The following is a 10,992-nucleotide window of genomic DNA, read 5'->3' on the forward strand; positions in this document are numbered from 1 at the left end:
CCAGCCGCCGCCCAGGGCCTGGATCAAGCCGACGCTGGCGGCCAGCAGGGTGAGCAGGGCGGTGGCGGACATGACGCGAGGGTAGGGCGGGCGGGGCCCGGCCTGCACGAGCAGGGGCGCCCAGGTAGTCAGACCGAGGCGTCGTCGCGGTCGGGCGTCACGCTCGCGGCCATGGATTCGGCGCGCGGTGGTCGGTGCAGCCGCACGATGCGCAGCGCCTCGGGCTGATCGACCAATACGCAGGTCTTGCCGGTGCGCTTGCAGTGGTCTTGCACCCGCCAGTACGCGCCGTGGCTGATGCAGCCGGTCTGGCAGATTACCAGTTCGGCGGCGGACAGGCTGGCTTCGAGTTCGGGTGCATCGTCCCGGCTGGCGTCGAACGTGCAGTCTATGGGCGTCGCGGCGGGTTGCAAGAGCGGCTCTGCGTGCCTGGGCAGCGGGGCGGCGCGCCATTGTTCGCGCAGCCGTTCGCGCATCAGATCCTGCACGCGCGTGGTCAGGGTTTCGACCAGGCGGGAAAGGTTGATTCGCCTGGGCAGGTCCGGCGTGCAGGCCTTGAGTTCGGCCATGTCTTGCTGCGCCCAGGCCAGGGCGGTGGTGCGCAGCACGACCTCGGCCTGCAGCCGCAGGCACCGGCTTTCCAGCGCAGCGATCCGCTGGTGCTGCTCGCGGATCAGCAGGCTGCAGCGACGTTGGGCGGCGCCGTGCGCCCTGCAGAGCGCGTGGTATTCCTGAAGCAACTGGCGGTAGGAATGGTGCGTGGCGTTCATGCAGAGCCTCCTGCCGAAAGCGAAAGGCAATCGTGGTTCAATGGCTGGCGGCCCCCGGCGGGGCCGCAGTGACGAAGGCCACACCCGGCACCCCTGCGCGCTGTGCGGCGGCGAGCAGATCGGCCACGAAGGCGTAGGGTGTGGTGCGGTCGGCGTAGAGCCGGATCTGCGGCGGCGGATTCTGCTGCGCGACCTGCCGCAGCCGGGCCTGCAGCGCATCGGCGCTCACGGCCGCGCCGTTCCAGCGCGTCGTGCCGTCGGCCGCGATCAGCACGTCGACATGCGGCAGGGTGTGCGGCAATGGCGTGCTGCGGGCATGCGGCAGGCGCACCTGGGCGGCGTCGTACAGCGCAGGCAGGGTGACCATGAAGACGATGAGCAGCACCAGCATGACATCGACCAGCGGCGTCATGTTGATCTCGCCCATCAATGGCGCGTCGATGGGCGCGTCGAGCGCGGTAGCGTCGAGCGCGTTCATCAGGCGCTCCGGGGCGCGACGGCCTGCAGGCGCGGCGCGGGCTTGAGCGCGGCGGGGTTGGCCCCGGTGAGCAGCAGGGCGTGAAGACCGTTGGCAAAACGGGTGAGCTTGGCCACCTGGCTGCGCGCGGCGCGAGTGAGCGCGTTGTAGCCGAGCACGGCGGGAATGGCGACGAACAGGCCCAGCGCCGTCATCATCAGCGCTTCGCCGATGGGGCCGGCCACCTGGTTCAGTCCGGCCTGGCCGCTGGCACTGATGGCCATGAGGGCGTGATAAATCCCCCACACCGTGCCGAACAGACCGATGAACGGGGCGGTGCTGCCGATGGAGGCCAGCACGGCCAGCCCGCCCTGCATCCTCGCGGCGGCCTCCTCCAGCGCCATCTTCAGGCCGCGCGCCAGCCAGTCGCCCAGGTCGAGGCGGGTGTGCAGATGCTGGGGATGGGCGGTGTGGTGCGCCATGGCCTGGGTTGCGGCCAGATACAGGGTGTGGAAGGGACTGCCCGGCTGGCCCAGAATGGGCGCGCCCGATTCGAGATCGTGCGATTCCCAGAAATGGGTTTCCACCCGAGCGGCCTGGCGCGAGAAGCGCAGCAGGTCGAGGCTCTTGATCAGGATGATCGTCCACGACAGGCAGGACATGCCCAACAGAATCAGCAGCGTGGTGCGACTCACCGCATCGCCCTGCTGCCATAGAACGCCAAGACCGAATGTCTGCATGGGGAAGTCTCCTTCAAGGGTCAAGCAGGAAGTGGAAGGGCACTGTGGCCAGACGCGCGTCAGCGCCAGGGGTGCAATGTCCGGCACGCGCCGAGGACAGCGCGACGGCGTCGAGTGCGGCAGAGCCGCTGCTGCGTTTCACCACGGCGGTGGCGATCTGGCCGCTGGCGGCCAGCGTCAGGTGAATCACGGCGGTTCCGCTCTCGCCTCTCAGCCGGGCCAGGCGCGGGTAGGGCGGGCGTGGGAAGTCGCATCCGAATTGGCGGGCGTCGACAGGTCGGACGAATGCAGCGGGCGGCGCGAGGTCTGAGGCCGCAGTGAGGTGGGCCGGTGACGGCGCGTCGCCAGGGGGCGCGCCGTCGGTGGCGCGGGCCGTTGGTGCCGCAGGCGGTGTGGCGGGCGTGGCCGGGTTGTCCTTGACCGTCGTGGGCGCGGTCGCCTGCGGCGAGGTCGGTGCGGTTGGCGGCTCGGCGGTGGGGGTGTCGTTGCGCGGCAGGGGGGCGGGCAGAGGCGCCGGGTCGGGAGTGCGTTGGGGCGCGCGTGAGGGTGGCGCGGTCGTGGGGTGCGGAGGGTATTGGCGCGGTGGCGGGGTCTGCAGCCGAGGTTGCAACGTCCGCGTGCCATCGACCTGCGGCACAGCCTGCAGTTTGGGCGCGGGCAGCACGGCGGCCTGCAGCCAGCGCACCTGCGGGCTCTGCAACGGTGCGGCGGCGGTGCCGGGCGGCGGGTTGAGCGACCGCGCCCAGACCAGCAGCCAGAGATGCAGCCCGGCCACGACCAGCAGCACCACGGGCCAGGACGGCCGCGACAGATGCGATCCGATGGCGTGCGGACAGAATTCGTTGCGCATCATGCAACGGCCCCGGCGTCCGCCTCGGGCCGCACCACCGTGGCCCATTGGCCCTCACCCAGTTCCACGGCCTGCAGCCGCACGCCGTAAAGCGCTTGCAGCTCGGGCAGGGCCGCGCGGTCGGCGGGCAGGATGGCCATCTGCTGCGCGGCGCGAACCAGCAACAGACGATCGAAGCCGGTCAGCGCGTGGTTGATGTCGTGCAGCACGGCGACCAGCGCATGGCGGCGCGCTCGGGCGAAGTCGATCAGACCGTGCATCAGCTCGAACTGCAGGCCGGGATCGAGCGCGGCGATGGGTTCGTCCACCAGCATCAGACCGCCCTGCACATCCCACAGTTGCGCGAACACGCGGGCCAGTTGCACCCGTGCCTGCTCGCCGCCCGACAAGGTGTGAAAGCGCCGGTTGCGCACCTGCGGCACGCGTGCGAGTTCGAGCGCGGCCTGCACGATGGCGTCGCGCTGCGGATCGTGTCTGCGCCCGACCCGGCCCAGCGCGACCACCAGATCTGCCGCGAGACCGAAGGCCACGTCGAAGCCCTGCGGCAGCACAGCGCGGCGGTGGCTGAGGTCGAGCGCGCTCCACTGTCGCAGCGGCTGGCCATCGAAGTACACCGTGCCCGCGGCGGGGGGTAGCTCGCGTGCGAGCAGTCGCAACAGGGTGGATTTGCCCGCGCCGCTGGGGCCGAGGATGGCCAGGGTCTGTCCGGCTTGCAGCTGCAGATCGAATGGCCCGACGACATGGCGCCCGAGGCGTGCCGTCGCGCCCTCAACATGCAGCAGGTCGGCGGATGGGGTTTGCGGTAGTGCGGCCATGGGAAGTCAAGCTCCCCGGCCCAGGCCGGGCCGCAGCATCAGCAGGAAGAACGGCCCTCCGAGCAGGGCGGTGAAGATGCCCACGGGAATCTCGGCGGGAATGGCCACGGTGCGGGCCAGGGTGTCGGAAAGAAGCAGCACGATGGCGCCGGTCAGCGCGGAGAGTGGGGCGACCTGGCGCTGGTCCGGCCCGATGAGCAGCCGAACCAGATTGGGCGCCATCAGGCCGATGAAGCCGATCACTCCGGTCCACGCCACGGCAAAACCCGACAGCAGCGCCACCGCTACGATCACCCGGCCGCGCAGCGCGTTGACGTCGATGCCCAGATGCGCCGCCACCGCTTCGCCCAGCGCCAGGGCATTCATGGCCTGCAGCAGGCGGCGCACCCACCACAGCCCGAGCACCAGCAGACCAGCGAGCAGGAGTACCAGCGTCCAGTTGGCGCCAGCCAGCGATCCCAGGGTCCAGAACGAGAGGCTGCGCAACTGCTCGTCACTGGCCGCGTAGGTGGCCAGGCCGATGACCGATCCGGCCAGGGCGTTGAGCGCCACGCCGGTCAGCAACAGCCCGGCGATGGAGCCCGGCGTGAGCCAGCGCGCGGCGCGGTCGAGCACAAAGACCACGAGCAAGGCCCCGGTGAAGGCCGCAGTCGGCAGCAGCCAGAGCCGCAGGTGCGGCGGCAGCGCGAGGCCGATTCCGGAGAAGAACACGATAGCCAGTGCCGCGAACATGGCTCCGCCGGTGGTCACGCCCAGCAGCCCGGGGTCGGCCAGCGGGTTGCGGAACAGTCCCTGCGTGAGCGCGCCCGACAGCCCCAGTGCCGCACCCACCAGCGCAGCGAACAGGGCGCGCGGCAGGCGGATCTCCCACAGCACATAACTGCCCGGGGTGGCGGCGTGGGTATGCGTCCAGTCGGCCCAGCGCACCTCCACCGCGCCGACCTGCACCGCCAGCAACAGACAGGCGGCAAGCGCCACGCTGAGTGCGAGGGCCGGGCGGCGCAGCAGGCGTTGCGCCAGACGCAGCGGCCCGGAGGGAGCGGCGGGTGGAATGGGTTCGGTGTAGTCGGTCATGGGGACTGGGTTTGCACGATCAGGACGACAGGCTGGCCAGGAGATCGCGGTGCAGGGTCTGCACGGCCAGGGGCAGGCGCGGACCGAAACCGAGCAGGAACATGGTGTCGAGCGTGACCACGCGCTGCGCCTTGCCCGCGGGGGTCTGTGCCATGCCGGGCTGGCGCAGCAGACCTGCGACGCCGCCCGCCTCAAGCGCCTGACGGGTGGTCAGCAGCACCTCGGGGCGCGCGGCGATCAGTGATTCGGGTGTGAGAGGCCTGTAGCCGCTGTAGCCCCGCACGGCGTTGTGCGCACCGGCATAGTCGAGCATGGCCTGCGCCGCCGTACCCTGTCCGGCCACCATCATGCGGGCGGTGTCGAAGCCCATGAGAAACAGCACGCGCGGGTGCTGCTCGGCAGCGGCGACTTCGCGCTGCACCTGGTTCCATTCGCATGTGGTCTTCGCAGCAAGGGACTGCGCGGCGTCCAGGTGGCCGATGGCTTTGCCGACGGCCTGGATATTGGTGATCAGTCCTTCGAAATTGTGATCGGCGTTGAGGATCTGCAGGGCGATGCCGCTGCCGCGCAACTGCTGCAGCACGGCGGGCGGCCCGGCCTCTGCCGTGGCCAGCACCAGCGAGGGCGTGAGTGCGAGGATGCCCTCGGCGGATAACAGCCGGGCGTAGCCGACGCTGGGCAGCCGGGACACGGCGGCGGGAAAGGTGGAGGTGGTATCGACGCCGACGAGCAGGTTCTGAGCGCCAAGTGCGTAAACGATTTCGGTGATGCCGCCTCCGATGCTGACGACCCGCAGGCCTGGGTCGGCCTGCGCGAGCGAGCCGCCGAACAGGGCCGCAGCGCCGCCCAGCAGCACATGGCGGCGCGACAAGTGCGCATGGCTGCTGCGGCGCGTGGTCTGTCTGGATGCGGGCGTGATCAAGCGGCGCATAGTGCTTTTTCCTTGGCGACGTGGTCCATCAGGTTCTTCCAGGGCTCTATTTCCGGTATGCCGGGCCTGCGTTCGCCGAACAGCATGGCGATGGTCTGCCCCGCGGCATCGAACAGCTCCAGCGAGGTGACGATTCCATCTCTCGTGGGCTTGCGCACCACCCAGGCGCGGGCCACATGGTCCTGTCGCAGATGCAGGTTGAAGTCAGGATCGAGCACATTGATCCACGGCCCCATCGGCACGATCTTCCGCACCGCGCCCGAGTGGATCTGGATGATGCCGGGATTGCCGACGAACACCATGATGGGCACGGCATCGCGCGCGGCATCCTGCAGCATGCGGGGCAACACGTCGCGCTCGACTTCGATGGCATAGCGTGGATCGGCCAGCCGCAGCGCCTGAGTGCGGGTGAGGCCGTGGCGTTTGAGCAGACCGAAGAACTCGTGGGTGTCACGCAGTCCGGCCCATTCCTCGCGCAGTTGCGCGACGTCGATGTCGCCGTCATCGCGTTCGACTTCTGCGGGAGGCGCCGGCTCGGGCTGCATGCCCGCTTGCTGCTGCGGATCGCGGAACTGCTCGATCAGTCCCTGCCAGGCCTTCAGGTCGGTGGCGGGCCTGGCGTGGATCTTGTGCAGCGCCTGGCCCTGGGCGTCGTAGAACTGCAGGCTCTGGCGCGGCCCGCCGCTGCCGTTCTCGTTCACGGCGAAGCCATGCGTCCAGCGGCTGAAGAACAGTCGCAGGTCGATCTGCCGGTCGAGCACCAGCCCGCGGCGGTCGGTACACGTGACGTTGCGGTAGGTGCCGGTCTTTTCGTGCACGCACGAGGTGTTGCGGGTCAGCGCCATGACGTCGCCGAGCGACTCGAAGGCGTGGAACAGCTCGCGCCAGCGCGGCTGCAGGCGCAACGCCGACAGCGCTCCGCCTTCGGGCTCGCCCACGTGCGCGGCGACGATCTCGCCTTCGGAGCAGCCGAGTTGCGCGGCGATGTCGCGCTGGCGCAGCGTTGGCGTGCCGCTGCGCGCCTGGGCATAGGCGTCGCGCAAGGCCTCGGTGGTGTGGACGGGGTCGGCGGGACGGTCGGTTGGGGGCGTGGTCATCTCAATGGACATGGCAGTCTCCTACAGGTTGGGGGTCAGAAGTCGTAGCGCAGCGCAATCTGCACATTGCGTCCGGGTTCGGTGTAGGCGTCGAGCACCTTGCTGCTGGCCGACAGGCCGCGCACGTCGTCCCAGACCCAGTACTTTTCATCGAACAGGTTGTTGAGGTTGCCCGACACTGTGACGCGCGGCGTGGGCTTGCACCACAGGCCGACATTGACCACGGTGTAGGCCTTGGGCGTGAAGGGGCTGCCGTTATAGTCGGCGGTGTCGATGCGGCCGAGCGCCTTGCCCTGGGTGTGCTGCACGTCGAGCTTGCCGCCAAGCCAGCCGGTGTCGTACTGCGCGCCTGCGAGCAGGCGCAACGGCTGCACCGAGTTCAGCGGCGCGCTCACGCCGTTGTGTTCGTAGTCACCGCGGCTGTACGCCACCCCGGCGTTGAACGACCATTGCGATGTGGTCTGCCAGCGTGCGCGGGCTTCCAGGCCGCGGATGGTGGCCTTGCTCAGGTTGACGTACTGGAAGATCAGCGGATTGCTGGGCGTGAACGTGCCGCCGATCACGGTCTGTTCGATGAAGTTGCGGTAGCGGTTGTGGTAGGCGGCCAGTGAGTAGCTCAGGCTACCCGAGCGGCCGCGCAGCCCCAGTTCGATGCTGTTGGCGCGCTCGGCCTGCAGATCGGGATTGCCCACGCTGATGACGCGACGCATCGGGCCGACGAAGTCGTTATTGACTTGATCGGGCGCGGGGGCGCGAAAGCCCAGCGCCCACTGCACATAGGGTTGAGCTTGAGGCGCCAGCCGCCAGACGGCGCCCAGACGCGGCGAGACGGCATGATCGCTCAGTGAGACGACCTTGCCGCTGTAGCCGCTGGTTCTCGGGTCGAGCTGGTAGCCGTCGAGCCGCAGGCCGGGGATGAAGGTGAATCGCTCGGAGTCGATCTCGTCCTGCACGAACAGGCCCATCAGTCGGTAGTCGGTGTCGGGGAAGGGCTTGGTCGGAAAGGTCTCGCCTTCCGGGGGCACGGTGCCGTCGCGCACGGCGCCGATGCGCGAGGTACTCAGATCCACGCCCCAGCTCAGACGGTGCAGCCAGACCGCGGTGGCGATACGGCTTTGCAGTTGGGTGGACAGACCGAGGATGCGCTGGCGGTAGTTGTTGTCGCGGGTGCGGTCGGCGGCGGTGTTGCGGTCTTCCCAGGTGCGCTGCCGCACTTCGGCGTCCTGCCAGTACACCTCGGTGCGGGCCGCGCGCAGCCAGCCGTCGCCAGACCAGTCATGCCGCAGCGACAGGCGGTTGCGGGAGATGGTGTCGTTTGCAGTGAGGCCGCGGGTGCTGGTTGCGGCGTAGGGCGGCACCGCAATGGCCGACAGCAGGTCGGTGTCTTGCTTGCGCCGCAGGGCTTCGGCGGTCAGCCCCAGACTCTGCCGGGGGGTGATGGCGAGGATGGCCTTGCCCAGTACGTACTGGCTGTGCCAGTCCATCGGGTTGGGTGTGGTGCGGGTGACGTTGGCGGCGTCGTTGCTGCCCATATTGTCCTGGTCATGGCCGCGATAGAAACTGCCCAGCAGCAGCCCCTGCCACGGACCCTTCCGGCCTGCGCCGGCCACCGCTGTGTTCCAGGAACGATCCACGCTGGAATGGGACTGCCGGGCGAAGCCATTGGCGCTGGAGCCGGGTTTGAGCAGATCCGAAGGATCGAGGGTGAGAAATTGCACGGCGCCGGCCAGACCGTCGCTGCCGTATTGGGTGGAGGCCGGGCCGCGCAGCACATCCACGGTCTTGTAGGCGTTGAGATCCACGAAGTCGCCGCGGCCGGTGCTGAAGGAATGGCCGAAGTCGAATGCGAAGGGCAGGCGGATGCCGTCGGTCATCATCAACACCTGATTGCCTTCGAGGCCGCGGATGTTGATGCCGGCATTGCCGGCCCGCCCGGTCGACGAACTCGCCGCTGTGAATAGCACCGGATCGTGGTTGACGGTGACGTCGAGCTCGTCGCGGAAGAGCTCTTCGATATTGCGCGTGCCCGACAACTCGATCTGCCGCGCCGTGTGCACGGTGACGGTGTCGGGCACGTCGTCCACAGACCGCGCGGTGCGGGTGGAGGTGATGGTCACGCCGGGCAGTACGGCCGACTGGGCCGCGCTGGTCACTGGCGCCGGGCCGGGCTGCGGCTTGTTGCTGTCGTCAGCGAAGGCCGATGCGGCCGAGCCGCCCCACGCCATGCACATCCAAACCCACAAAATCTTGTGACGCCACACGTTTGCTGCTCCTGTATGTGAACCTCCAGGGCTGGGTGACACCCAGTCCGCCCCCCGCGGGGTCAAGACATCCGGGAACGGCCCGGCGTTGTCTTGGGAGTTACAGGCACGGCTTGCGTTGAGGCTGACGTATGCCTTGGCGATTGCGCGTGACGCTCAGCGCCACGGCGCGGACGCCGATGAAGATGCAACAAATCCTACATGAGAAATAATCGTATTTGCAAGAGGATTGCAAATAGGGCTATCGACCAGGGTCGCCAGGGTTCAGGCGCGCTGAAGCGCGAGGCCGTGCTCCCCACCCCGACCCTCCCCACAAGTGGAGAGGGAGCAAACACGCCTCCCCCACATGACGGTGGAGCTTGGCGGGGGCTTACGCAGATCGCGCGCAGCGCAGTTCTCTCCTCCCCCATGGCATGGGGGAGGTTGGGAGGGGGCGCTGGCTTGCCCATGGCCGCTGCAACCTGCGCCATTCCCGATCCATCAGGCATCGGGTGTGTCGATGCCCAGGGGCGAAGGCGCGCTACCGGCTCTGCGAGGCAGCCGAAGCGGTGGGCAAGGGGCCGATGGCAGGGGCGCCGTCCGCCCCCCAGCCGCCGCCCAGGGCCTGGATCAAGCCGACGCTGGCGGCGTAGCGGCGGTTGAGCAGGGTGAGCTGCGCATTGCGCGCGCTGGTGGCGGTGGTCTGCGCGGTGAGCACGTTGAGGTAGGGCGCGGTGCCGGCCTTGTACTGGTTTTCGGCCAGGCGCAACGAGACCTCGGCGGCCTGGACCACCTCGGCCTGTTGCTGCGCCTCCTGCGCCAGGATGCGTTGCGCGGCGAGGTTGTCTTCCACCTGTTGCAGCGCGGTCAGCACGCTCTGGCGGTAGTTGGCCACGGTCTGGCGATAGGCCGCCTCGCTGCTTTGCACCTGCGCGCGGCGCAGTCCGCCGTCGAACAGCGTGGCCGCGAGCTGCGGCCCCAGCGACCAGAACAGCGACGGGGCCGTGAACAGGTCGGCCAGGCGCGACGCCTGGCTGCCGCCTTGTGTCGACAGGGTGAGGTTGGGGAACCACGCGGTCTGCGCCACGCCGATCTGCGCATTGGCCGCGGCCACCTGGGCCTGCGCCGCGGCCAGATCGGGCCGACGCTGCAGCAACTGCGCGGGGATGCCTGCGGGAATCGCCGGGATTTCAGGCAGGGCAGGGGACGCGGGCAGGGAGAACTCTGCCGGCGGTTGGCCCACGAGCACGGCGATGGCGTTCTGCAGTTGCACGCGCGTCACGCCCAGATCGGTCAGGCTGGTCTGCGCCTGCAGCAGTTGGGTGCGCGCCTGGGCGACGTCGGCGGCGGTGTCCACTCCGGCCTTGTAGCGGTTTTCGGTGAGCTGCAGCGCGCGCTGGTAGGCATCCACAGTGTCCTTCGCCAGCGCGATCTGCGCGTCCACGGTGCGCAGTTGCAGATAGCTGGTGGCCAGGGTGGATTGCAGGCTGAGCTGGGTGTTTGCCAGGGTGGCGGCGCTGGCGGCGGCGGTGGCCTGTCCGGCCTGCACCTGCAGCCGCACCTTGCCCCACAGGTCGGGCTCCCAGCTTGCCGTGGCGCTGGCACTGAGGCTGTTGCGAATCACTCCGGGGACGGCCACGCTGGTGCTGCTGCTGGCGAACTTGGAGCGTGTGCCCGAAACGTTTGCGCTCAGGCTGGGGTAGTAGGCCGCCTGGGCCTGCGACACCGCAGCCTGCGCCTGGTCATAAGCGGCGAGCTGGGCGGCGAGGCTCTGGTTGTGCTGCGCCACCTGGGTTTCGAGACCGGCCAGCACCGGGTCGTCAAACACGCTCCACCACGCGCCGCGCGGCGCCGCGGCCAGCGCCTGCGCGGGCACCCAGCCGCTCTGGGCCTGGGCATAGCTTGCGGGCAGGGCGATTTTCACCGGGGCTTCAGGCGGGGTGGCGGCGCAGGCGCCGAGCAGCAGCACCAGCGGCGCGACGAACGACAGACGGTGGTAAGCAGATGAATTCATGGCG

Annotated in this window: 10 protein-coding genes; all 10 read right to left on the minus strand. The window is 69.1% G+C overall.

All coding sequences use genetic code 11. The annotated features are described in order from the left end of the window. Positions 1-128 precede the first annotated feature (128 nt). The 10 genes from RBR52_RS03175 to RBR52_RS03220 all read right to left on the minus strand — a co-directional run bounded on the left by RBR52_RS03175 (position 129) and on the right by RBR52_RS03220 (position 10,988). Positions 129-770 (minus strand): DUF2325 domain-containing protein, encoded by a 642-nt coding sequence (locus RBR52_RS03175; RefSeq protein ID WP_320375737.1) that lies wholly within the window; start codon positions 768-770, stop codon positions 129-131. Positions 771-807: 37 nt separating this feature from the next. Continuing rightward, positions 808-1,248 (minus strand): biopolymer transporter ExbD, encoded by a 441-nt coding sequence (locus tag RBR52_RS03180; RefSeq protein WP_320375738.1) that lies wholly within the window; start codon positions 1,246-1,248, stop codon positions 808-810. After that, complete coding sequence (locus RBR52_RS03185; protein ID WP_320375739.1) at positions 1,248-1,967, minus strand: MotA/TolQ/ExbB proton channel family protein; 720 nt, start codon at positions 1,965-1,967, stop codon at positions 1,248-1,250. Before RBR52_RS03185 ends, RBR52_RS03180 begins: the two co-directional genes overlap by 1 nt. A 13-nt stretch (positions 1,968-1,980) precedes the next feature. Beyond that, positions 1,981-2,820, minus strand: a complete 840-nt coding sequence (locus tag RBR52_RS03190) for a TonB family protein (protein ID WP_320375740.1) — start codon at positions 2,818-2,820, stop codon at positions 1,981-1,983. Further along, complete coding sequence (locus tag RBR52_RS03195) at positions 2,817-3,632, minus strand: ABC transporter ATP-binding protein (RefSeq protein WP_320375741.1); 816 nt, start codon at positions 3,630-3,632, stop codon at positions 2,817-2,819. Before RBR52_RS03195 ends, RBR52_RS03190 begins: the two co-directional genes overlap by 4 nt. A gap of 6 nt (positions 3,633-3,638) precedes the next feature. Further along, complete coding sequence (locus RBR52_RS03200; RefSeq protein WP_320375742.1) at positions 3,639-4,706, minus strand: iron ABC transporter permease; 1,068 nt, start codon at positions 4,704-4,706, stop codon at positions 3,639-3,641. A gap of 19 nt (positions 4,707-4,725) precedes the next feature. Further along, a complete protein-coding gene (locus RBR52_RS03205; RefSeq protein ID WP_320375743.1) occupies positions 4,726-5,637 on the minus strand; it encodes a heme/hemin ABC transporter substrate-binding protein in 912 nt (303 codons plus the stop codon). Next, positions 5,625-6,746 (minus strand): hemin-degrading factor, encoded by a 1,122-nt coding sequence (locus RBR52_RS03210; RefSeq protein WP_320375744.1) that lies wholly within the window; start codon positions 6,744-6,746, stop codon positions 5,625-5,627. The genes RBR52_RS03205 and RBR52_RS03210 overlap by 13 nt, the downstream gene beginning before the upstream one ends. A 23-nt stretch (positions 6,747-6,769) precedes the next feature. Continuing rightward, on the minus strand, positions 6,770-8,965 hold the full coding sequence (locus RBR52_RS03215; protein ID WP_320375745.1) for a TonB-dependent hemoglobin/transferrin/lactoferrin family receptor: 2,196 nt from the start codon (positions 8,963-8,965) through the stop codon (positions 6,770-6,772). A 550-nt stretch (positions 8,966-9,515) separates the two neighbouring features. Next, on the minus strand, positions 9,516-10,988 hold the full coding sequence (locus RBR52_RS03220; protein WP_320375746.1) for an efflux transporter outer membrane subunit: 1,473 nt from the start codon (positions 10,986-10,988) through the stop codon (positions 9,516-9,518). Between the last annotated feature and the right edge of the window lie 4 nt (positions 10,989-10,992).

This window comes from Thiomonas sp. (assembly GCF_034007205.1).
Lineage (GTDB): Bacteria > Pseudomonadota > Gammaproteobacteria > Burkholderiales > Burkholderiaceae_C > Thiomonas.